At 41.1% G+C, this 22,356-nt stretch carries 20 protein-coding genes; 8 read left to right on the top strand and 12 right to left on the bottom strand.

Translation table 11 applies throughout. The annotated features are described in order from the left end of the window. Window positions 1–24: 24 nt before the first annotated feature. The 6 genes from BMW86_RS06115 to BMW86_RS06090 all read right to left on the bottom strand — a co-directional run bounded on the left by BMW86_RS06115 (window position 25) and on the right by BMW86_RS06090 (window position 7,924). The gene (locus tag BMW86_RS06115; RefSeq protein ID WP_177189170.1) at window positions 25–624 is read right to left on the bottom strand and encodes an RNA polymerase sigma factor; all 600 of its coding nucleotides are present in this window, start codon (window positions 622–624) and stop codon (window positions 25–27) included. 64 nt (window positions 625–688) lie between these two features. Next, complete coding sequence (locus BMW86_RS06110; protein ID WP_089779954.1) at window positions 689–3,913, bottom strand: TonB-dependent receptor; 3,225 nt, start codon at window positions 3,911–3,913, stop codon at window positions 689–691. Between the two features lie 132 nt (window positions 3,914–4,045). Beyond that, entirely contained in the window at window positions 4,046–4,438 is a 393-nt protein-coding gene (locus BMW86_RS06105) for a hypothetical protein (protein ID WP_143056499.1), read from the bottom strand. A 160-nt stretch (window positions 4,439–4,598) separates the two neighbouring features. Next, window positions 4,599–5,657: an alkene reductase gene (locus BMW86_RS06100; RefSeq protein ID WP_089779949.1), complete on the bottom strand. Its 1,059-nt coding sequence runs from the start codon at window positions 5,655–5,657 to the stop codon at window positions 4,599–4,601. Between the two features lie 74 nt (window positions 5,658–5,731). Further along, window positions 5,732–6,706: a helix-turn-helix transcriptional regulator gene (locus tag BMW86_RS06095; protein WP_089779947.1), complete on the bottom strand. Its 975-nt coding sequence runs from the start codon at window positions 6,704–6,706 to the stop codon at window positions 5,732–5,734. 66 nt (window positions 6,707–6,772) lie between these two features. After that, window positions 6,773–7,924, bottom strand: a complete 1,152-nt coding sequence (locus tag BMW86_RS06090) for a carboxypeptidase-like regulatory domain-containing protein (RefSeq protein ID WP_177189169.1) — start codon at window positions 7,922–7,924, stop codon at window positions 6,773–6,775. A 138-nt stretch (window positions 7,925–8,062) separates the two neighbouring features. On the opposite strand from BMW86_RS06090, the gene BMW86_RS06085 reads away from it, so the two are divergent. Together BMW86_RS06085 and BMW86_RS06080 are read left to right on the top strand one after the other, a co-directional pair. Continuing rightward, window positions 8,063–8,995 (top strand): GlxA family transcriptional regulator, encoded by a 933-nt coding sequence (locus BMW86_RS06085; RefSeq protein WP_089779943.1) that lies wholly within the window; start codon window positions 8,063–8,065, stop codon window positions 8,993–8,995. A 69-nt stretch (window positions 8,996–9,064) separates the two neighbouring features. After that, a complete protein-coding gene (locus tag BMW86_RS06080) occupies window positions 9,065–9,829 on the top strand; it encodes a DJ-1/PfpI family protein (protein WP_089779941.1) in 765 nt (254 codons plus the stop codon). A gap of 49 nt (window positions 9,830–9,878) precedes the next feature. On the opposite strand, the gene BMW86_RS06075 is transcribed toward BMW86_RS06080, so the two are convergent. Beyond that, entirely contained in the window at window positions 9,879–12,296 is a 2,418-nt protein-coding gene (locus BMW86_RS06075; protein ID WP_089779939.1) for a TonB-dependent receptor, read from the bottom strand. Window positions 12,297–12,401: 105 nt separating this feature from the next. Continuing rightward, the gene (locus BMW86_RS06070; protein ID WP_255372859.1) at window positions 12,402–13,358 is read right to left on the bottom strand and encodes a family 43 glycosylhydrolase; all 957 of its coding nucleotides are present in this window, start codon (window positions 13,356–13,358) and stop codon (window positions 12,402–12,404) included. Between the two features lie 48 nt (window positions 13,359–13,406). Here BMW86_RS06070 and BMW86_RS06065 point away from each other — a divergent pair, with 48 nt between their 5' ends. From BMW86_RS06065 to BMW86_RS06055, 3 genes are all read left to right on the top strand, one after another. Further along, the gene (locus tag BMW86_RS06065) at window positions 13,407–14,831 is read left to right on the top strand and encodes a S41 family peptidase (protein ID WP_089779937.1); all 1,425 of its coding nucleotides are present in this window, start codon (window positions 13,407–13,409) and stop codon (window positions 14,829–14,831) included. Between the two features lie 75 nt (window positions 14,832–14,906). Next, complete coding sequence (locus BMW86_RS06060) at window positions 14,907–15,515, top strand: hypothetical protein (RefSeq protein WP_089779935.1); 609 nt, start codon at window positions 14,907–14,909, stop codon at window positions 15,513–15,515. Window positions 15,516–15,580: 65 nt separating this feature from the next. Further along, window positions 15,581–16,216, top strand: a complete 636-nt coding sequence (locus BMW86_RS06055; protein ID WP_255372858.1) for a methyltransferase domain-containing protein — start codon at window positions 15,581–15,583, stop codon at window positions 16,214–16,216. Here BMW86_RS06055 and BMW86_RS06050 read toward each other — a convergent pair. Then, window positions 16,190–16,873, bottom strand: a complete 684-nt coding sequence (locus tag BMW86_RS06050) for an alpha/beta fold hydrolase (RefSeq protein WP_089779932.1) — start codon at window positions 16,871–16,873, stop codon at window positions 16,190–16,192. The genes BMW86_RS06055 and BMW86_RS06050 overlap by 27 nt on opposite strands. An 82-nt stretch (window positions 16,874–16,955) precedes the next feature. Between BMW86_RS06050 and BMW86_RS06045 the strand changes: the two genes are divergently transcribed. Together BMW86_RS06045 and BMW86_RS06040 are read left to right on the top strand one after the other, a co-directional pair. Continuing rightward, on the top strand, window positions 16,956–18,599 hold the full coding sequence (locus BMW86_RS06045; RefSeq protein WP_089783578.1) for a hypothetical protein: 1,644 nt from the start codon (window positions 16,956–16,958) through the stop codon (window positions 18,597–18,599). Window positions 18,600–18,656: 57 nt separating this feature from the next. Continuing rightward, on the top strand, window positions 18,657–19,091 hold the full coding sequence (locus BMW86_RS06040; protein WP_089779930.1) for an SRPBCC family protein: 435 nt from the start codon (window positions 18,657–18,659) through the stop codon (window positions 19,089–19,091). A gap of 303 nt (window positions 19,092–19,394) precedes the next feature. Here BMW86_RS06040 and BMW86_RS06035 read toward each other — a convergent pair whose 3' ends face one another. Next, complete coding sequence (locus BMW86_RS06035) at window positions 19,395–20,189, bottom strand: SDR family NAD(P)-dependent oxidoreductase (protein ID WP_089779928.1); 795 nt, start codon at window positions 20,187–20,189, stop codon at window positions 19,395–19,397. Between the two features lie 48 nt (window positions 20,190–20,237). After that, a complete protein-coding gene (locus BMW86_RS06030; RefSeq protein WP_089779926.1) occupies window positions 20,238–20,819 on the bottom strand; it encodes a TetR/AcrR family transcriptional regulator in 582 nt (193 codons plus the stop codon). A gap of 148 nt (window positions 20,820–20,967) precedes the next feature. On the opposite strand from BMW86_RS06030, the gene BMW86_RS06025 reads away from it, so the two are divergent. Next, window positions 20,968–21,333: a DUF805 domain-containing protein gene (locus BMW86_RS06025; RefSeq protein ID WP_089779924.1), complete on the top strand. Its 366-nt coding sequence runs from the start codon at window positions 20,968–20,970 to the stop codon at window positions 21,331–21,333. Between the two features lie 92 nt (window positions 21,334–21,425). Here BMW86_RS06025 and BMW86_RS06020 read toward each other — a convergent pair whose 3' ends face one another. Beyond that, window positions 21,426–22,316: a YXWGXW repeat-containing protein gene (locus BMW86_RS06020; RefSeq protein WP_218149121.1), complete on the bottom strand. Its 891-nt coding sequence runs from the start codon at window positions 22,314–22,316 to the stop codon at window positions 21,426–21,428. Between the last annotated feature and the right edge of the window lie 40 nt (window positions 22,317–22,356).

Genomic DNA, 22,356 nt, shown 5'->3' with positions numbered 1-22,356 from the left:
ATATAAAAGGGGGGGTAATGCATCCTAATTAAAAAAAAATGGCGTCAGGTATAAAATGACTACCAATGCGATGTCTGGATAATGCTCTTCCAGGTATTTACGAATAATTGCCAGTGCCCGAACAAGGTGACTTTTAGAAGTAATAGGTGAAATATTCATGCGTTGTGCTATTTCCATATGGGTGAGTCCCTGGAAACGGCTGAGCGTGAATGCTGTTTTTAATTGTGGTGATAGCTGGTCTACTGCCTGTCTGATAGCGCCTTCCAGTTGTTTCAATGCAAGATTTTCTTCTGCAGAAGGAGTGAGGTCGCTGAAGAAGTTGACCATATACTCCTCATTGGAAGGGGCAGCTACCTTTTTACGCAGGTAGTCCAGCGCCATATTCCTGGAGATGGTGTTCAGCCATGGTCTGAATTGCTGAATATCAGAGAGTAGTTCCCGTTTTACCCATACCCTTACGAAGATTTCCTGGGTAAGGTCCTGTGCTAGTTCAGGCGATTTCATTAAACGGAGTGCCAGTCCATACACATGTCTGGCATAGTGATCATGCAATATTTTAAACGCTTCCTGGCTGGAGCCGGCTATGCGTTGAAGCAACTCCTTCTCATTTTCTAGCTGATGCATTCCATTTTGGTCGATCATGTAAAGCTAATAAAAAAGCCGCCAGGTTTTGGCGGCTTTTCTACAACTAGAAAATATATCGTAATCCCAGCTGGAGTTGCCATCTGGATGGCAGGTCCGGGCTGGTCGTGAATGTATTTTTCTGAGAAGGGTCGAACTGGTAGATGGTTTTGCCTGTGCCGTCTTTACCTGCATAAGTAAGGGGCTGGTAGTAACCGGTAGTACTGGCATACTTACGTAATCCCCATTTGCTGCTGATCAGGTTACCCAGGTTCACCACATCCAGGCTTACCTGTATGGTATTACCACTGCTTTTGAATTTGAAGTCCTGCAGGATGCGAAGGTCCAGTTGACTAAACCATGGGGTTACCCCTGCATATTTGCCAGTATACTGTCCGCGGTGTTTGCTCAGGTATTTATCCTGTCCAATGAAGGCTTCCAGTGCTGCACCCTGTGCTGCTGCATCCTTTACATTTCCTTCCACATCTGTTAAAGTGGCGAAGTTCATCTGGCCGATTTCTGCCTTGGTAGGTACATACATCAGGTCATTTGCAGCAGAACCATCATTATTCAGGTCTCCGCCATATATATAAGAGAAGCGGTTGCCGCTGGTCCAGTTGCTGAAAAAGGAGATGGTAGTAGCGTATTTACCACTGCCATATTCAAATTTCTTGATACCTGCCAGTACAATGCGGTGGGTATTACCATACAGGGAAGTAGATTCCACTGCTTTATTGGCATTGCCAATTACAGGGTTACGGTCGAAAGCATCCCCTGAAATTTCTGCGGAGATAGAACTGGCATCTTTAGCAATGAGATAGTTATATCCCAGCATCAGGAAGTAACCTTTTTTAAATGTTTGCTGGGCCTGGAAAGAGGTGTTGAATGAATAGCCTGTTTTTGTGTTAGTGAACACATAGGTGGATGTGTTGCCTTTATCGCCTGCCAGGTATACGCTACGGTTATCACCGGTACCGGAATTCAATACACCGGTAGGGGTACCTAATCCGTAATCACGCACCATCATTGAGTTTACATCTTTGGAATAAGCCACATCTGCTGTTAAGATGGTCCCTGTTGGCAGTTTGTAATCCAGACCGATATTTGAACGCCATATCTGAGGCCATTTGAAGTTATGTGCTGTTACGTTGTAATAACCGGTGAAAGGATTACCGATAGCATTACCCAGCCATACGAAAGGGAAACGGCCGGTAAATAAACCGGTACCACCTCTCAGTTGCACTGTTTTATCTCCATTTATATCCCAGTTAAAACCTAAACGGGGAGATACGAGGATCTTGCCGCTGGGCATACGGGTATTGTCTATTGTTTGTCCGGGGCCGTTCTTTACAGAGTTTCCGTTTTCATCGTATAACGTTAGGTTATCTGAATTGGGAACGGTAGGAGAGCCTGTTACATAAGTACCGGCGAAGGTACCATCTGCATTTACGTTAGGGCTTTTATAACTGGCTTTGCCCGGGTAATAGAGTGCTTTATCAAAGCGAACCCCATAAGTCAGTTTAAAGTTGCTGGCAGGGGTCCATTCGTCCTGTGCATATGCCGAAGCCTGACCAACAGTGAGGTAATACCAGGTCCACTGGTCTGCCGCCGCACGGTTTTTATCATAGGCCACAGTAGCACTGTAAGAACCGGCCGCTGCATTGGTGAGGAAGGTATTGATATCTACAGGAGTAAACACATCAAATCCGAAGCCGGTAAGGTTAAAGGAGTTACCGAATTTGAATTGTTCATAGGAAGCACCTATGGTGAGTGTATGTTTAGGCAGCACGATATTGAAGTTATCTGTTAACTGCAAAGCGTCCTGGTTCAGTACGTTATTAATGGAGAACGGTTCGTAACCGGCTACTATATAAGGTGTATTGTATTTAGTGATATTAAGCACCGGGAAAGGGGTAGAGAAAGGATTACGCTTATCTCTGAAAGAGGTATATACTGCCCTTAGCTTATTTGAATAGGTGCTATTGAAGTTGGATTTGAGTTCCAGTCCGAATGAATTGAGTTTATTCACCATTTGATAACCGGAATTCCTGAATTGCAGGGTAATGGCATCCGGTCCGCGACGGTTAATAGCATTGGGATGCGCTGGTTTATCCTGTTTGGCATCCAGCCCGTTATACGTGAAGGAGAGGGTATGTTTATCACTGATGATCCAGTCTAGTTTACCCAACCATTTATAGTTGCTGCGTTTGAGTTCATAATTCTGATAAGGGCCGGTTACATAACCGTATTCATCCAGCAGCACTTTGCTTACAGCGTCCAGGTCAGACTGGAGAACGCGGGAAGTAGTTACATCCCCTGCATTGGAACTGTTCCTGGCTACATAAGCGCTGGCCCCGTCTTTCCGTTGTTCTGATTCGAAGTTGACGAAGTAGAACAGTTTATTCTTTTTGATGGCGCCCCCTAATGAAAATCCCCCCTGGAAATGATCGAGGGTGGGTACGGTGAGTTTCTGGCCATCTACTTTATTCCCGGAAATGGCATCATTGCGATAGAAGGCATATACTGTTCCGGAGAATTTGTTGCTACCACTTTTGGTAACGGTGTTTATACCTGCACCGGTAAAGCCAGACTGAGTTACATCATAAGGAGCGATGTTAATCTGGATCTGGTCAATAGCGTCCAGGGAAATAGGTTGAGCGTTTGTTTGTCCGCCGGGAGTAGGGGCATCCAGTCCGAATGGGTTGTTGAATACCGCTCCATCCAGGGAGAAGTTGTTATACTGCCCGTTTCTGCCTGCAAAGGAGATCCCGTTATAGGTAGGGGAAGCCGAGGGCGTCAGACGAAGGTAATCATCCGCAGAGCGGGAAATAGTGGGTAGTTGCCGGATTTGAGTAGCACTGATATTGGTAGAGGCGCCGGTGCGCTGGTCATTAAAAATGGTAGAGCGTCCGCTGATAACTACCTCATTGAGCTTACCAGCTGCTTCATTCAGGCGCAGGTCCAGGGCGGTATTTTGCCCCAGGTTGAGGTATACGTCGGAGGCGGTGAGTGTGGCGAAGCCGGTGAAAGAAACGGTAACGGTATAAGGGCCACCTACGCGAAGGTTGGGTACCAGGAAGCTACCATCAGACTTGGTAACCAATCCTTTATTAATACCGGCATCGTTAAAGGCTACTCTCACTGTAGCTCCCGGAAGTGCTTGTCCTGCCTGATTTTTTACAATACCGCTAAGGGTGGCAGTCGTTACCTGGGCCTGGGTTTTTGCGAAAAGGAAGCAATAGACCAGAAAACACAAGACTATCTTGTTTAGATTCAGATTTGGTTGATGCATCTTTATATAATTGGTGATTAATGGCGACACTTGAACTACAGGTGGTCAATCGTAACAACATATACAAGATACTTAATTTTTTCAACCAGATTTAACAAAAAAACAACATAGAGAGTATTTTAATATATTGGCTTACCGTTGTAAAAGGGGCTTTAATCTTTCCTGCTGCTGGTTGCGTTTAAGTGAAAATATCTTGTGTTCTCTTTCCTTCTGATAGGTGTATTGAATGAGGAAATCAACTTTAGATATTAAAAGCTTTTTATCTGCAATGATATCTATCTCTTCTAAAAGAAGATCTATAAACAGGTCCAGTGATCTGTAATCTATATTGTTATCTTCTATAAACTTTCCCAGTTGATCTGCACTCAGACTATCAAAGAACACTTTGTCCCTGAACTTTGTTCCGTGAAAAACGGTAGCGATAATCTCCAGTGCTTTTACCGGATTTTCGTTCTTCAGGTCCAGGACAGCCCTCAGCGTTCGGCCAAATTCTTCCACCATATCTAACATGTAATCTCTTGGCATAATGAGTGTATTTATTCTGATAGAACAGGTCTTAAACGGCTTCTGAACAGATTTATCTTACGCTTATCCTTCGCTTTTAAGCGAAGGATAAGCGTAAGATAAATCTGTTCAGAAGCCGTCCATAAGCTTTTAAAGTACTGTTACGAATGTAGTCTATTATTCATAATACCGGATAATCTGTATAACCATTTGCCCCTGGAGTATAAGCTGTTGCAAAATCCGGTGTATTTAATGCGGCATTATCTGCAATACGTTTGTCCAGATCAGGGTTGGCGAGAAAAGCCCTTCCAAAGGCAATCAGATCAGCGAAGCCATTGTTTAAGGTTTGTTCTGCCGTGGCAGGAGTAAGGCCATTACAAAGTATAATAGTGCCTTTAAATGCAACACGTATTCCATCAAGTGTTTTTTGAGGAATCTTTGCAGATACGCCAATGTGGATGTAGGCGATGCCTATTTTATCCATTTCCTGTGCCAGATAAATATAAGTCTGGTGTACATCCTCTTCTGCATAAACTTGTAAATCTCCCAATGTATTAAACGGAGAAAAGCGGATACCTACTTTATCTTTACCAATAGCAGCTGCAACACCTTTTGCCATTTCAATCGCTATGACAGCACGTTTCTCTATACTGCCGCCATATTCATCAGTACGGTTATTGACATTAGGATTTAAGAACTGTTCTATCAGGTAGCCATTGGCGCCATGCAGTTCTATACCATCAAAACCTGCTTCAATAGCGTTTTTAGCAGCGGTGATATGTTGTTTGATCACTTCCTTTACACCTGCGGTTGTTAAGGCTACGGGTGTGGAATGGTCCTGCATCCCTTTAGTATCTGTAAAGATCTGCCCTGCGGCTTTCATAGCAGAAGGGCCTACCAGTTCCACTCCTTCAGGCAGGTTGTCTTTATGGCCTATTCGCCCTGTATGCATCAACTGTACGAAGATTTTGCTGTTGCCTCTATGCACTGCGGATGTTATTTTTTTCCAGCCATTGATCTGTTCCTGAGAGAAGACACCTGGAATGCGTGGATAACCTAATCCTTCCGCAGCAGGGGCGGTACCTTCTGTTATAATAAGTCCTGCGCCTGTGCGTTGACCATAATATTCGGCCATTAATTCATTAGGAATGTTGTCGGTAGCTCTGCTACGTGTCATAGGAGCCATTACCAGGTGATTCTTGAGTCCGAGTTTTGCGTATGGGGCAAGTATCTTGTTCATAATTTTTAATTTTATGATACAAATCTCCAACAATGTATAAGGAGAAAATAGCCTGGATTAACTGAAAAATAGTCCTATTTGCCGGAAGCGTATTTTTTAGGTTTTACGCCAATATGTTTTTCAAATAAGCGGCTGAAATGGCTCAGGTTAGAAAAACCAAGCTGATAGCCGACTTCAGAAACAGAATAGCCTGCCTGTTTTAATTTAAATGCAGCTTCTTCCATTCTCGCTTTCTGGAAATAGTTGTAAATACTGTTTCCAAATACTTGTTTGAATAAATCACGCATTTTAGTTTCACTCATGCCGGCCATCCTGGCAAGGTCTTCTAAACGGGGAGGATTGCTAAGGTCTGATAATACGGCTGCTCTTACAACGAATAACTTTTCTATATCTGCTTTGTGAACAGGTTGTTGTTGCCGCTTTAACAGCTTTTCAAATAACAGGTATAGTAACTCCTGTACCCGGATCTTATAATAAAAGGTGCTTAAATTGATTTCTTCTTTCGTATCGGCTAACTGATGTAATAACTTTCCCATGTCCTGACTCAGACTTTCATAAAACAGGAATTCAGGGGAACCGCTTGTTACCATTTGTATCACGTTATTCGGCTTACCGGTACTTAACAGGGAACTCAGGAGTGATGCCCTGATACCGACTACAGTAAAGTTGATTTCTTTGTTAGCAGGGAAACGGGTTTCCGAGTCAAGTATGCTGGAAGTGATCTGTACGGCGGCATCCGTATTTTTAGAAAACTGAATTTGTGCATGGCCGTCAATGGATAATTTAGCCAGATCTTCATTACAATGAAAGAGAATGGTAATGATGTCATGATTATCAGCAGGCGCTATACATTTAAGTACAAACTCTTCTTTAAATGTATATTGATGCAGGAGTAGTTTAAATTCCGGTCCCAGGTCAATTTTCCGGATGCTGCCTTCTCCTAAAGAACCAGGGATTATGAGTTTTTCCCCATCAAAAGGAATATTAAACTTCTCTGCAAAGCTGCTTAGAAAGTTAAAATCATAATTGGCGACAAATTCAAATAACATATGGAGCTAAATATAGGTAATTTCCTTTATTACATACCAATGGTACATTTATTACTGTAGGCTAGCCTAATTTGATTTATAATCATATGGTACCAGTTCCGCTATTTTTTCCCATCCCCAGTATCCGCTAAAAATCATTGCCATAGGATCTTCGCACAATCCTTCTTTACTGAAAATACAATAGGGTTTTTGAAACCGTATCATTGATTCCTGGTAGCGGGGTCTTCTGCCCTGTAATTTTGCATATCCTGCTTCTTCCTCTTCTTTGGTATAAGTTACCAGCAGAAAATGATCGAAGTGCAGGATGTATTTTTCGGGTATAGAATCCGACTGACTGATTAACTCTGACGGTTTCAATTGTGTGGGCATTCTATAGTTGGCGTAAGTATCATCTTCTGCATAAGCATCTCTGCTTAGCATGATCTTCGCCTCAGATGCAGTAGAGTCCTTTATATATCCTGTTACTCTTTTCTTCCTGATAATCTCATTCATCGTAAATCCTTCCTCTTGTGTATCTCCCTGGATCAGCGTACGGAAGAAGTGCAGAGAGGAACCTTTGTAGGCTTTATCCCGGTTCTCCATCCATAGCTTTTTCTGTGCTTTCTTTTTAGTGGGCAGGTTTTCGTAAAACGCGTATCCGTAGTAAGAAATGAAGTTGTGTTTCTCTGAGTTCGTATATTGTTTCAGCAGAAATCTTACCCGGTATCCCAGCGCTTTGTTTTCTATGATGAGATAATCATCGGTGGTTGCTTCTAATGCATCATCCGTTTTATTATATCCTATATCCAGGATTTCATCATTCATTAGTTTACAGAGTTTGGAATTGAGGCTTTTCCCAATGAATGTTTCTTTGAACTTCTTAATATATGCTTCTCTGTTAGGATCCCGTTTTACTTCGAATGCTTTTAAGACAGTCGCCTTAGGTTTCATCGTGATTTTGATGCTGATATTATCATTGATCACTTCCACATCATTAGAGATCGTTTCATACCCAACATAAGAAGCGATGAGCTGATATTTACCGGCGGCTACATCTTTAATAGTGAAAGTACCGTTTTCAGCAGTAGTGGCCCCTTTCATTGTATTGTTGATAAATACATTAGCAAACCCTAATGGTTTGCCATCGGCTTCTGAGACTACAGTGCCCGTAATCTTCACCTGAGAGTATGCCAGTAACGTTAAAGTTAAGTTAATACATATCAACAAAATCCTCCTCATAAGCGAAATAACGCGCTTATTTCCCCATAGATACCATTTATTCTGTGTATACCCTGTTTCCATCTGTTGATGTTCTCTTTTATTCGATCTTTATATCTTTAATTGAAGAGATTAAAAGTATAGTTTAATACCCGGATTATGGAATCAATCAGACAGGCAGTATTCATGTTGCCTCCCAATGTACATTTACTGGATATTACGGGTCCTGCTCATATATTCTATGAGGCGGCCTGTTATGGTGCTTCCGTGAAATTACTTTTCAGCAGTATTTTTGCTGGTGAGTCTGATGGGACCAGCAGTGCCATGTTGTCTTTTGCACATTTGGTCCCTTTTGATCAGTTGGATTTAAACGAAGGGGATATTGTGTTTGTGCCCGGATTGGATGCTTTATTATTGTTAGATGATGTTTTCTTACAGTCTTCTCATGCATTTCAGCAATGGCTGGTAAAACAATATGAAAAAGGTATCATTGTCTGTTCCGTATGTACCGGCGCTTTTTTATTGGCGGAAGCGGGGCTGCTGGATGGGCGTAACTGCACTACTCACTGGAAATACACAGAACGTTTTAGCCAGCGGTATCCCAAAGCCCGGTTGCAGGTAAACCGTTTATTTGTACAGGAAGATCATCTTTATACAAGTGCCGGGGTATCTGCCGGTATAGACCTGGCATTACATATTGTTGAACAGTTATGGGGAGCACATATGGCTGCCCAGGTGGCCAAGGAAGTCGTGATCTATTTCCGTCGTACGCAGGATGATCCTCAGCTAAGTGTATTTACTCAATATCGTAATCACCTGGAACACCGTATACATTGTGTGCAGGACCGTTTGATGCGGTCCTTACAGGAAAAGCTGAGCATCGAACTATTAGCCAATGAGGTGAATATGAGCCCACGTAATCTGACAAGGCTTTTTAAGAAGACTACCAATTTAACGATTGGCGCTTATCTTGATAAATTACGCGCAGCGCGAGCCGCACAACTGGTAAAAGAAGGACAAACATTACATGCTGCTGCGAATCAATGCGGCTTAAGAAGCACGAATCAACTCAGGCGGTTAATGAAGAAATAATGTCCTTATTCTGCACATACTTGTCCTTTTTGTCATAATGTATTAACAGTAGCTTTACATCAAAAGAAAATGAATAAAATCATCTGCACCGTATTTCTTTTCATCACCATGACATTAAACCTGATGGCACAAGGCACTAAATACTATTGCCCTCCCTGCGGCAATGATTGTGATAAGATAGTATTTACCGCACCCGGTAAATGTCCTCATTGTAAAATGGACCTTGTAGAGGAAAGTGTTATTGCCAAAAGAATGAAAGTATTATTCTATCTGCAGGATGGAGTAGAAGTATTGGATTTTGCGGGGCCGCTAGAGGTTTTTAGCTATGCCGGATTTGATATAGCCATTGTATCTAAAACAAAGAACCAGATTATCTCTCAGGGGATTCTTAAAATTACACCTGATTACAGTATAGCAGATGCTCCGGCAGCTGATATCATTGCCTTTTTTGGCGGTAATGCAGGTACTGCCTCTAATGATCCGGAAGTAATCAGCTGGTTGAAGAAGCAGGCTAATCTATCCTACTATTTTTCTGTTTGTACAGGTGCTTTTATTTTAGGTAAAGCAGGTTTCCTGGATGGTTTAACAGTCACTACTTTTCATGAGAGTATAGAAAACTTAAAGAAGGACGTGCCCAAGGCCAACGTATTGTCTGATGTACGGTTTGTAGATAATGGCAAAGTAATAACAACGGCAGGGATATCGGCTGGCATTGATGGGGCTTTGCACCTGGTAGCTAAGATCAGGGGAGAGGCTGCAGCTAAACAGGTAGCTAAATACATGGAATATGATAAATGGGTTCCCGGAGAGGGGATGATCATTACTGCAAAGTAAGTATACATGATAAAGGCGCGATTATCGCGCCTTTATCATGTATTAAAGTTTAAAACTTATACGCAAAACTTGCGGCAAAATTTCTTGGCTTTTGAGGATTCACAGACCAGTATCCGATATAGTATACAGCGTTGTTAATGTTATTTACATTAAATGTAATTCTGCACTTACCTGAATTATAGAATACACTTCCATTGATAAGCGTGTAACTGGGCAGATAGAAAACACCGGTAGCACTGTTATCGATCACTTTGTATTTACCGGCATAGTTTCCGCCTATGCCCAAACCAAAGTTCTTTATCTTTCCTGTGGTAAATTTATACGTTGCCCATAAGTTGGCGAGATCCTGCGGGCCTTGTCCACCCGGAGCTCTACCTGGTTCTGTATAGAAATCGCCTTCAACTCCTTCTATATTTTTTATGTCATTGTGACTATAACCTGCAATCAGATTTAAGTTAGGCAGGGGGTGTGCATTCATATCCAGTTCAAAACCTTTACTCCTTACTTTTCCACCCTGCGTATAATCATTTACATTACCGACAACACCCACTACTCTGTCTGCTACTTTGATATCATACACAGAGAGGGTAGCCTGTAATTTATCTGAAAATAAATTAGTTTTTACACCAAACTCAAGCTGATTTGCATGTTCAGGTTTAAATGATTTTAAGCGTGGATTGGTACCATCTGCATCTGCTATCTGTCTTGGTGCTACATTAATAAATCCGTTCATGTAGTTGGCAAAGACAGATACTTTATCCAGGACGGGCTGATAAACAAGTCCGAATTTAGGAGATAATGCTACCTGGTGGAATTGATCATCAGATGCACTTTTTTCTCCTTTAGAATCAAAATAATCTGCTCTTAAACTAACCATTGCCATCAGTCTGCGTGTAATATTTACCACATCAGAAGCGTAGATACTATAGGAGCTGTTGGTAACATTACTGTTGCTTACACCTGTACCGGCTAACAGATTATTTACAGAGGCCTTTGTTAAATATACGGGTGCCAGGGTATCTCCGGAAAAAGGATCTACATAATTTACATCACCCTGTGGTGTTACACTTCTGCCAAAACCCCAGCCTGAGCCATTATCAATCACATTCCTGTTGAAGAAATCCAGCCCTATCAACACGCGGTTTCTTATTTTACCTATTTTGAAATCGCCATTGAAGTTTTGCTGAATATCTGTAGTATTGATTGTTTGTTGTTCGTTATGGAAATATTGACTGAAATAATTATCTCCTGATACATCATCCCATATATAAGTATAAATACCGTCTGACTTCACCGTTCCACGGGAAATAACGGTTTGGGAAGTCCATTGATCGGATATCTTGTATAACATCTGTCCCTGTAAATTATACCTTGGATTTTTTATCGTCAGGTCATTACTGGTAAAGGATAGATTATTATTGAGATTGAGTTCTTTGATCGTTTTAAAATCCAACGGACTAAACCTGTCTGAATTAAAGAATACAGGGGGAACGGCTCTTTCTTCCTGCAGTATTTCTACCATAACATTAAATGAAAGCCTGTCGTTCACTTCATAGGCCAGTGTTGGTGCAATGAAAAATGATTTCTTAAATCCTGCATCCTGGAAACTGTTTTCAGAATGATAGGCTGTATTGATACGTAATGCGATCTTCTCTGTTTTACTGAGGGGCGTGTTAATATCTGCAGTCACTCTGTTCAGGCCAAAACTTCCGAAGTTGTAGGCTATCTCACCCTCTGTACTGTTATAATGAGGCTTTTTTGTGATGGTATTGATAATACCACCATAGCTGTAAAAGCTACCCCCGAATAAGGTCCCTGAAGGGCCTTTGATCACCTGGATCTCCTCTATGTTTGAAGGGTCAAGGTTACCGCTGGTGATACCGGGTAAACCATTGTACATAGTAGGTTGTGCATCAAAACCTCTTAATGCGAAATAAGAAGCACCATCGCCGGCCCTTCCTGTAGATTCCCATGTGCGGGTAATGCCCGGAACATTTCTCATGGCATCATCATAACTGGTAATCACCTGTTGCTTTAAGATCTCTGCGGAGACAGAACTATATACCTGTGGGTTTTCAAGATCTTTAAGAGGTATCCTGGCAACCGATTTGGTTTCTTTCTTTACATTTTTCTGTGATACAATTACTTCCTGTAACTGTGCAGAATTTTCTTTCAGTATAAAATCGACCTGCAGGTTTTGTCCTTCTGCTATGGAGATAGCTTTCTCCTGAGAGGCTGCAGCTACTGCAGATACTTTTAATACCCAGTTACCTGGTTTTACATATTTGATAGTGTATTCACCTTTCTCGTTAGTGATATCACCCCATTTAGAGTTTTCTATTCTTATTGTGACATTCACAGCTGGATTACCATCGCTTGTAGTTACTGTCCCTTTGACACTGTTCTGGGCAAATACCGTTGTAATAGAAAATACTAAAGTGATTAAGAGTAGAAGTCTTTTCGTCATTATAATTTTGTTAATAGAAATGCAAAGTTGACGTGACGAAAAGGGAACAGTTTGCGCAATCGGGAATTTTTTCGGGTAAATGACTTTGTTATGACAGAAAAGGGCTTATTTTATTAAAGGCCAGCCCTTCTCCCATTCAAGGGTATCTATTATCAATTTTGATTTACCATTATCAGTAGCATCGTAACCGTGGAAAATGAGGTAATCTATGTTATCAAATGTATAGGTAGCACTATGTCCTACACCGTACCAGTTCTTATCTCCCTGTAAAAGTATAGAACCTCCTCCATGAGCCATATCTACGCCCTTCTTATCAAGATAAGGCCCCTTTACATTTTTTGAACGTCCTATCATCATTTTGTAAGTGCTGTTCACGCCTTTACAGCAGTAATCAATAGAAGTAAACAGGTAATAATAATCTCCTTTTTTAAAGATGAAGGGGGCTTCAATAGCATTATCTCCTGCTTTATTTCTGCTTGCGATAGTAGGAAGGTTATCAGTGCTTTCTGCAATACTCATCCTGTCTGTTTTCAGCTGTATAATTTTTATCCCATCCCAGAATGAACCGAAAACAAGAAAGGGATGTCCTTTTTTATCCGTAATCAGATTAGGATCTATTGCATTCCAGTTTGTTTTTCCGGGAAAGGACTGGATAATCTTTCCATGATCCGTCCATTTATAATTGGCAGTATCCTCAGGATTTAATGTTTTGTTGGTAGCAAGACCTATACACGATGTGTTCTTACCAAAAGCAGATACTGAATAATATAAATAATATAGGCCGTTATAGTAGCTGATATCGGGAGCCCATATATGTCCTTTGAACCCGGGGACAGCTGTTAAGGCCCATTGGGGTGGGGTGTTAAATATAGGGTTTCCCTTTTTCCAGCTTTTCAGATCTTTTGAGGACCAGGAGCTGATACCCTGGCCGGTACAGAACAGGTACCAGGTATCGCCTTGTTTAGCCATTACAGGGTCATGTACAGGAATACGGGGTTCTTGCGCGAATGTCCTGTTTGCCGTCAATAGTATAAAACAATATAAGTAAAGGCGAAGCATCATAGCTCCAATTTATTCTTTTTAGTAAATACTTTTTGTATTTTACTCTTAATGAGAACCATCTTTTATTTACTGGCAGCTATTATTGTTGTTGGCTGTCATCAACCGGCAGAAACTACTTTATCCGTAAAAAGCATGCAGGAGGATCTTTCTATCCTCTGGAAGTCTATTAAGGAAATGCATCCGGCTTATGGTATGTATACACCTGTGGATAGTTTACAGAAAGTGTATGAGGAGACGGCCAGGTCTATCAATAAACCTATGTCCGAAACTGATTTTATCAGTCATGTTTATCCTTTGCTGAGTCATCTGCGTTGCGGGCATACACAGTTCAGGCATTCTGCCGGGTATAAAAATACGAAAGAGCCTCATTTGCCTTTTGAAGTGTTGGTACGGGACCATCATGCCTGGGTTACTACCCATCAGACAAAAGAGCTTAATACCGGTGATGAAATAGTAAGTATGAATAATACTCCTGTTGCAGAGATCATTAATCACGGATATGATTTGTATGCAGGAGATGGGTATAATGAAACTTTTAAAGAATTATTTCTAAGTGAATATGATGGGTTTGAAGATGTCTGTAATAAGTATTATCACTGGGCGCCCCCTTATCATATCAGCATTCGTACAAAGGATGGTAGTTTGAAAAATATTCAGATTGATAGTTCTGATAATAGTACATCATCTGTAACACAGGCTGATAATGATACAAGCTGGATTGAGGCCGCTGATTTACCACTTCGATTCTTAAAGAACTCATCTACTGCATGGATTGAAGTGAAGAGTTATCAGTATAATGATACGATTGTATTTAAAGACGTATTTAAGCAGATACATACAAAAGGGATTAAAACCCTGATCGTTGATCTGCGGCATAATACAGGTGGTGATATCAGGATAGCAGCTAAGTTATTGTCTTACCTGGCGGATTCGGCCTTTCATATTATCAGCGATATAAAGTCAAGGATACCGAATCCTGCAATAAACCATTTTGAGAAGTATTTTGATACTTCCCGGACAGCCAGTTTTAATGAAGGGTTTAGTCCTGGTGATAAGGAAGGCAATTATTATCATATAAACTTTAAGCCCATTTTAGGAGATTTGCTTAATATTATCGCCATTGACAGCATAGATCATTTTAATGGGAAGCTATTCGTTTTAATTGATGGTGCTACTTTTTCCGCAGGGGCACATTCGGCTACAGCCATTAAAGCGCAATGTAAAAGCGCCACCTTTATCGGAAGGGAAACTGCCGGGGGAGAAGATGGTTGCAGCGGAGGTACTATTCAGCATTTAACATTACCTAATACCGGGGTTGTTGTGGAATTCCCCTGGATGCGTTTTGTTTCGGTGGCCAAACATCCGGTATTCGGGCATGGTGTGATGCCGGATTATACAGTGGTGTATAGTGCAGCAGATATTGTGAATAAAACAGATCTTGATATAAAGAAGGTATTGAGCCTGATCCATTAAATCAGCTTAGTTAATAGTATAAAACTTATAGAATATTTCTTATATTTATACTACTAACGCTTTTATACCTACATAATGAGCTTTTTCAAAAAGATTTTCAGCAAACAGGTCCTGGAAATTAGTAATCAACCAGGAGGTAAAACGCTTGCCAGGTGTATTGTTGAGTTTCAGCAGGACCTGAACCTGATAGAGTGGGACAGTTTAAAAGATGTTGAATATGCCATGTGGTTTCCCTCTGATGAGGATGCTACATTTACAGGTTCACCTGTCACCGAAAAATGGACGCAGGTCTATAGTATTACAAAAGACTACTGGAGTTATATCGCCGCCAATCTATTGGATACATTAGGGGTGATAGAGAAGGGGATGTTCAGAACGGATCTGCCGGAAGACCTTCAGGCATACGCTTTTGTTACAAAAGGGGGAGAACAGGTCATTCTTTCAATATCAAAGGAAAAGGGGATCAGATTACATTTCGCAGCCACTACTTCTCTCGATTCCCGTTTACATATCCTCAGTAAATTTATCCTGTATTGTAAAGCCTGGAAAGACATGGTTGGATTAACCAATGAAAAACCTGATGAAGATCCAGGTTTTGCCGGTTGGTGGAATTTGCTGAAGAAAACATCAGAAGATGTTGAAAAGAACGAACCACTAACGGGTGTTGGCCAGATTGTAAAGTAAGGACTCAGATGAAGCTACTTTCCGAATCAGAATTGATCTGGTCTTCAATCGTTGCAAATTCAAAAATGAATCGCGAGCGTAATGCCAGCGGAATAAACAGTTACGAACAGGAATTCAAATTTAAACCCGAAGTTTTTCTTAAAACATATATTGAGAAATATGGTCAGGTCAAGTGGCTCGACTTATGTTGCGGACAGGGAAAAGCACTTATCCAGGCTGCTACGTACCTCTCAGAAATGAACTTGCAGGATCATGCGATACTAAAAGGATTTGACCTGATAGATACTTTCCTGAATATACCACCAGCTGTTAAATGCCTTGATTTTGAAGTTAAATCAGTTGTTGACTGGTCGTCAGAAGATAAGTATGATTTAATCACCTGTGTACACGGCATTCATTATGTAGGAGATAAGCTAAAAGTACTTCAACTCGCTTTCGATTCATTAAATCCGGAAGGGATTTTTATAGCTAATCTTGATCTGAATAATATCGAGATCTCCGGGTGTAAAACAGAGAACTATCTAAAAACGATCTTCAAAAATAAAGGGATAGAATATAACCCGCGAACAAGAATCCTCAAATGTACCGGACCCAGGAACATACATTTTGACGTTTATTACAAAGGCGCCAGTGATGAGGCAGGCCCCAATTACACCGGACAGGAAGCTGTCACTTCATTTTATGATAAAATAACTGACTAATCCAGGATCCACCTGTTCCACGGGGTGAGGTGTACCGGGTAACATTGCCATCTGTGCGTCAGGAAGGGTTTTATATATAGTCACCGTTTCTTCCAGCGTAACCATCTTATCCCTATCGCCCAGCATGATCAAAGAGGGGATCTTTATTTCTTTGTAATCTTCCGGTTTAAGGGGATTATCTCTGCCCATTTCTATCAGCATATCTGCTGTCCGTTGCAGGACATCTTTCCAGTTATTGGGTGCATGCATTTTTTCAAGGGTAGCCGCAAATGCCGGTACTTTGGCAACGATGGCAGCAGCATCCAGCATTTTGATTTCTTTTGAGGCAGTTGCTTCGTCCCAATGAAATTTGGTACCAAGAGTAATGATCCTGTTGATAAACTCCGGGTTATACTTAGCAAGATACATGGCCACATATCCTCCCATACTATAACCGAAAATAGTTAACTGCTGTAGGTTATTCTCCTGTATATAACTCAACACTGCAGCTGAAAAAAGCTGTATGGAAAACGGTTTGTCTGGCAGTTCTTTTCCGCCATGACCGGGGAAATCGAAAAGATGTACTTCATAGTGTACAGATAGTTTTTCTGCAATAGCTTTTAGCTGAGAAGAGGCCCCAATGGCACCGTGGAGTATTAATAGAGATGATTTTGTCATACATGGAAAGTAACACTGCTAATATGAAAAAGTTCAATAGATATATTTGAATATATTTATGGTATCTAATAAAGCCCTTTTTATGCTTAAAATCAAATGGATTGGTCTTACAATCATTTTATCCAGTCTGTTGTGTTCATTCAAAGATGCACCCAATAACCATCCAAGGATAGTCAATATCGTCAATTTTATAAGATTATTAGAGCCACGTGATAAGAATATTACGGAAGATGTTTTATACCAGACAGTAGTGAGTCAGGTTGTGATGATGAAGAAATATCATCTCGGCGGAACTTTCCTGTTACAGTATGATGCCCTCATTGATCCCCGTTATCAAAAGCTGTTAAAGGGCCTTTCCCGGGATTCTTTTGAAATAGGTGGATGGTGGGAAATTCCGCAACCACTCGTGGAAAAAGCAGGACTTAAATGGAGAGGCGCTTATCCCTGGGACTGGCATGCTAATATAGGTTTCTCTACCGGGTATACACCTAAAGAAAGGGAGCAACTGGTAGATGTTTACATGGCAGATTTTAAAAAGATCTTTGGATATTATCCTAAGTCAGTAGGCTCCTGGTTTATTGATGCGCATACATTAAGGTATATGTATGAGAAATATGGTATAGTAGCATCCTGTAACTGTAAGGATCAATATGGAACAGATGGATATACTTTGTGGGGTGGTTACTGGAACCAGGCATATTATCCCAGTAAGATCAATTCATATATGCCTGCTCAACATGAAACGGAACAGATTCCTGTGCCTATTTTCAGAATGTTGGGAAGTGATCCCGTTCGCCAATATGATGATCAGCTTGGGTCGGTAAGGCAGGGTGTTATAACACTGGAACCGGTATATCCTCATGCCGGCGGAGACTCTACCTGGATAAACTGGTTTTTCAGGGAGTTAGTGGAAGGGGCATCCATGGATTTTGCCTATACGCAGGCAGGACAGGAAAATTCCTTCACCTGGGATGCGATGTCAAAAGGATTAGGCATACAATTTCCATTGATTGAAAAACTGAGAGATGAGAAAAAGATAAAGGTGGAGACATTAGCGGAATCAGGAGAGTGGTTCCGGAGTCATTATAAAGTTACGCCTGCTACTGCTGTTACAATCAATAATGATTTACCAGGTAGTAATCGTGAAACAGTATGGTTTAACAGCCGGTTTTACAGAGCGAATCTTTTATGGGAAGACAGCACTTTAAGATTCAGGGATATTCATCTTTTTGATGAGAAATTCCCCTCTGTGTATGAAACCCAGCCTGCTACTTCCAATGAGTGTAGTTTCTTTACATTGCCTATTGTTGACGGATATCTGTGGAGTGTTCAAAATAAACTCGCAGGATTACGGTTTAAGGCGACTAAAAACGGACAGACAATATTACTCAAAGGTAAAAACCCGGTTATTAGTGATGCAACACCTGGGAAATTGCATATCTCCTGGCCTCTGGAATCGTTTGATGGAACACTTGAAATGGAGCTGGGTGAACAGCAGATTAAAATTACGATAGCGGGTAATAAAACTATTAACTGGTATCTGGAACTGGATACGGCCGGGAATGCTAAACTGCCTTTTAAAAAGATAGGATCAAAACAACTGGATGCACAATTTGAAGGAATGGATTATGTTTTATCCGCAGAGAAAGGCTCATTTTCTGTACCTCAGAACGGATCCGTTTTCCGCCTTTCTCCTGTAATGAATGCCTTAGTGCTGAAATTATAGTGTAAGTATAGGCGCACATTTTTCTTTGCAGAAAACCCTTCTAACATAGATTTGTAAATGCAATCCAGCGAAATATTTAAGAAAGCCGTTACTATTCAGGCTTCAGCCTCCGAAGTATGGGAAACATTGACCAATCCGGTACTAATGAGGAAATGGATGTTCGAAACAGAACTAGAGATCATTACAGACTGGAAAGCCGGAAGCCCGATAATTATTCGTGGTGATTTGCATGGGATAGATTTTGAGACTAACGGGACTGTTTTAGCATTTGAGCAGGGAACGAAATTGCAGTACAATCATCTAAGTTCATTGTCAAAACTTTCAGATGATCCGGAGAATTATTCCATCATTGAATTTATATTATCGCCAATAGAAAACCAGACAATCCTTACGCTAACGTTGAGTAATTTTCCTACAGAAGAAATATACAGACATTTAGCTTTTTACTGGAATGTTACTTTAGAAATATTGAAGAAGCAGATAGAGAAATAAGATAACCAGAGGATGTATCAAAAATAAAAATAGGGCCTGAGGATCGCTTAAACGACTATCCATCTCCATCAGGTATCCGAATGAAAACCAGGCTGTCTCAAAAGTATTTGTAGACACTAAAAGGCTCCGTTAGGAGCCCCGTGTTTGTAGCAATAATTTATCTTCTACATAATAGACTCCGTTAGGAGTCCCCTGATACCAGCAAATTTAGGGGACTCCTAACGGAGTCTGTGTTTGTTGTTTTATTTGTTTTCTACAAACACGGGGCTCCTAACGGAGCCTTTTATGTTTTGTTGCGTATACTTATATAATAGTATTGAGAACACCCCCATCTGCGCGAAGCGCAGCACCATTGGTAGCTATTGACAGCGGACTGGAAAGATATACTGCCAGCGTAGCAATTTCAGCAGGATCAATAAAGCGTTGTAATAATGAAGTGGGATTTAACGCTGTCATCAGGTCCTTTTTCACCTGTTCAACAGGCTGTTTCTGTGCTGCTGAAATTTGCTCAACTGCACCCGCTACACCTTCGGAGTAGGTTGGCCCGCCTAAGATAGTATTTACGGTAACTGCTGTGTTTTTAGTAAGCTGCGCAAGACCACGACTGATAGACAGCATAGCAGTTTTAGTCATACCATAATGGATCATGTGTTCGGGGATATTGATACCGGATTCACTGCTGATGAAAATTATTCTCCCCTGGTTATTTGCCAGCATTTTAGGCAATAAAGACCTGGACAGCCGGATACCGCTTAATACATTTATCTCAAAGAATCTTGTCCATTCTTCATCGGGGATATCCGTGAATGGTTTGAGATCAAATATGCCTACGTTGTTTATTAAAATATCGATATCAGGGAGTTCCGCTAATAACTTATTTACCTCTTCCACATTGGCGAAATCTGCCACTATTCCTGAAATTTCCGCTGCTGGTATTTCCTGCTTTAGTTTTTCTACAGCAAGATCTATTCTTTCCTGTGTTCTTCCATTGATGATAACTTTTGCACCTTCAATAAGTAATAGTCTGGCAATAGCAAAGCCAATACCCTGTGTTGATCCGCTAACAAAGGCAGTCTTTGCTCTCAATTGTAAATCCATAAGAGTTTTTTATTTTTGTGTTGATTACTACAAAATTGGATAAAAAAATTAGCTGATGATTTCCAGCTGCATGTCAATCTGTTTAATGAGCTGTTTGTGATCTGGATACATACGTCTTAAAACATTTAAACCACCCCAGAATGTAATCAGGTAACGGCCTAAAACTACCGGGTCTGTCTGGTTTTTTAATGTCCCTTTTTTCTGTGCTTTCTCAATGGCGGCAGTAAACATCTGCTCTACTTCCATTAAGATCGTTACAGCTTCTTTTTCGAGGTCTTCATCAAGAGATGCCATTTCTACAACGGTGTTAACGATGATGCAACCTTGCAAATGGGTTTGCCTGTCGTCTTTTGAGATACTACGGAAAAAGTCTTTGATCAGGTCTATGGGAGCATTGCTCTTATTCAGTTCTTCTTTAAACTGGTTAAATGCTTCCCTGCGTTGGAGGATTGCCTTTCTGAATAGTTCCTTTTTCCCGCCTTTAAAGGCGTTGTAAAAGCTACCGCTACCAATCCCCATGGCGCTGAGAATATCTTCTAAAGAGGTGGCTGTAAAGCCTTTAGTCCAAAAGACTTTCTGTGCTTTCTCCAAAACATCCTTATCGTCGTATATGGTTGGTCTGCCTCTCATGTATTTTGTATTGATCATTACAAAAATAGATAAATTTTATAAAAGACTTAGGTTATTTCAATGAAAATATATTACTTTAGTTTGTCATGTATGTGACAGGGACAACCTATACCCAAAATATCTTCTATTTCATTTAAAATCAATCTACATGTTTAAAACACCTTTTTCGTTTGAGGGACGTATCAGAAGGACCGAATACGGCATTTCTGTGATTATTTATGCAATCTTTGTAATTATCCTCAATGTTTTACCATCAGCGATGGCATCAGGGGGCGCCTCTGCAGGTATATTCGGCATTATATTTCTTATCCTGTTAATACCTATGCTCTGGTTGCTGTATGCTCAGGGAGCTAAAAGATGCCATGATGTAGGTAAAAGCGGTTGGTGGCAGATCATTCCGTTTTATGTTTTTGTGCTGTTGTTTCAGGATGGTGTTGAAGGATCGAATGAATATGGTCCGAATCCGAAATCTGATTCTGCAGAAGATATAATTGATTCCATAGGGAAAGAGTAATAATAAGAGGGTGTCAAAAAGATTTGACACCCTCTTTATGTCTTTAAAGGTATTAACACTGTTGATAGTTTTAGAAAATCTTTATAGATCTTTTATATACGCCGTTCGTGATGCTGACCGTTGCCTCCCATTGCCCTTCGACCCTGAGGGGACTGCATTCGTGGATATGCCTGATGCTGTGCCATTAAAGGGTGCATTCGTGCCTGTGGGTATTGCATATGATTTTGCTGGTGCTGAGCCATTGCTGGACTAGCATGATTACTCAATCCTCCATGAGGCATTCCGTTTACATTGGCATGGCTGTTACTAGCTCTGTTCATGGCTGTGATAGCCGGGCGCCCATGATTTACCGATGTATATTCTCTGTGAGCGACCTGCTCATGTGATCGTTGGTCCGCAGTAGGCTGAATGTGATGCTCATTCATCGCTACACGTTCTTCCGGACGAGGCCGCACGTTTATGCCACCAGGGCCATTAAAACTGGTGCGGTTCACAACAGTTGTACGGTTAATAACGGTATTATTTATATAGGTATTATGAACAACAGTGCGGTTAACATTTACAACAGCGGTGTTGTACCTAAAGGTTCCGCCACGCCATTCGCCGCCGTAAAATCCTGTACCTATATAACCGCCGCCATAGTTGACGCCGCCATAAAATCCGATGTGATGCGCCCAATAACCATTATGAAAAGCGTATACACCACCTTCGTACCCCCAATAGCCAGGTGTCCATAATAATCCGGGTTGTGGTGGAGCTACCCAAACGCCAGGTACCCAATAATAGCCATCAACACCATAGGCCCAATAACCAGGAGTCCATAAATAACCATCGACCGGGCATTCAGGTTGTGTATAGACCGGCAAAGGTGGAGGTGCAATGTGTACAGACAGGCCAATGCCTACACTAACTTGTGAATAGGCTTTAGTAAAACCTACATTCATCATTAAGATGATCGCGAATAATTTAATGCTCTTTTTCATGATCCTGTATTAAAACGATTCAATAATATGACTGTTTTAA

It is taken from the genome of Chitinophaga sp. YR573 (assembly GCF_900110995.1).
GTDB lineage: Bacteria > Bacteroidota > Bacteroidia > Chitinophagales > Chitinophagaceae > Chitinophaga.
Note: the sequence above shows the minus strand (reverse complement) of the source record. Positions and strands in the feature narration are given on the sequence as shown.

What these genes read in the sequence shown, in the direction of transcription:
- BMW86_RS06115 (WP_177189170.1), bottom strand. Translation starts at nt 624, where the DNA reads ATGCATCAGCTAGAAAATGAGAAGGAGTTGCTTCAACGCATAGCCGGC.
- BMW86_RS06110 (WP_089779954.1), bottom strand. Translation starts at nt 3,913, where the DNA reads ATGCATCAACCAAATCTGAATCTAAACAAGATAGTCTTGTGTTTTCTG.
- BMW86_RS06105 (WP_143056499.1), bottom strand. Translation starts at nt 4,438, where the DNA reads ATGCCAAGAGATTACATGTTAGATATGGTGGAAGAATTTGGCCGAACG.
- BMW86_RS06100 (WP_089779949.1), bottom strand. Translation starts at nt 5,657, where the DNA reads ATGAACAAGATACTTGCCCCATACGCAAAACTCGGACTCAAGAATCAC.
- BMW86_RS06095 (WP_089779947.1), bottom strand. Translation starts at nt 6,706, where the DNA reads ATGTTATTTGAATTTGTCGCCAATTATGATTTTAACTTTCTAAGCAGC.
- BMW86_RS06090 (WP_177189169.1), bottom strand. Translation starts at nt 7,924, where the DNA reads ATGAGGAGGATTTTGTTGATATGTATTAACTTAACTTTAACGTTACTG.
- BMW86_RS06085 (WP_089779943.1), top strand. Translation starts at nt 8,063, where the DNA reads ATGGAATCAATCAGACAGGCAGTATTCATGTTGCCTCCCAATGTACAT.
- BMW86_RS06080 (WP_089779941.1), top strand. Translation starts at nt 9,065, where the DNA reads ATGAATAAAATCATCTGCACCGTATTTCTTTTCATCACCATGACATTA.
- BMW86_RS06075 (WP_089779939.1), bottom strand. Translation starts at nt 12,296, where the DNA reads ATGACGAAAAGACTTCTACTCTTAATCACTTTAGTATTTTCTATTACA.
- BMW86_RS06070 (WP_255372859.1), bottom strand. Translation starts at nt 13,358, where the DNA reads ATGATGCTTCGCCTTTACTTATATTGTTTTATACTATTGACGGCAAAC.
- BMW86_RS06065 (WP_089779937.1), top strand. Translation starts at nt 13,407, where the DNA reads ATGAGAACCATCTTTTATTTACTGGCAGCTATTATTGTTGTTGGCTGT.
- BMW86_RS06060 (WP_089779935.1), top strand. Translation starts at nt 14,907, where the DNA reads ATGAGCTTTTTCAAAAAGATTTTCAGCAAACAGGTCCTGGAAATTAGT.
- BMW86_RS06055 (WP_255372858.1), top strand. Translation starts at nt 15,581, where the DNA reads ATGAATCGCGAGCGTAATGCCAGCGGAATAAACAGTTACGAACAGGAA.
- BMW86_RS06050 (WP_089779932.1), bottom strand. Translation starts at nt 16,873, where the DNA reads ATGACAAAATCATCTCTATTAATACTCCACGGTGCCATTGGGGCCTCT.
- BMW86_RS06045 (WP_089783578.1), top strand. Translation starts at nt 16,956, where the DNA reads ATGCTTAAAATCAAATGGATTGGTCTTACAATCATTTTATCCAGTCTG.
- BMW86_RS06040 (WP_089779930.1), top strand. Translation starts at nt 18,657, where the DNA reads ATGCAATCCAGCGAAATATTTAAGAAAGCCGTTACTATTCAGGCTTCA.
- BMW86_RS06035 (WP_089779928.1), bottom strand. Translation starts at nt 20,189, where the DNA reads ATGGATTTACAATTGAGAGCAAAGACTGCCTTTGTTAGCGGATCAACA.
- BMW86_RS06030 (WP_089779926.1), bottom strand. Translation starts at nt 20,819, where the DNA reads ATGAGAGGCAGACCAACCATATACGACGATAAGGATGTTTTGGAGAAA.
- BMW86_RS06025 (WP_089779924.1), top strand. Translation starts at nt 20,968, where the DNA reads ATGTTTAAAACACCTTTTTCGTTTGAGGGACGTATCAGAAGGACCGAA.
- BMW86_RS06020 (WP_218149121.1), bottom strand. Translation starts at nt 22,316, where the DNA reads ATGAAAAAGAGCATTAAATTATTCGCGATCATCTTAATGATGAATGTA.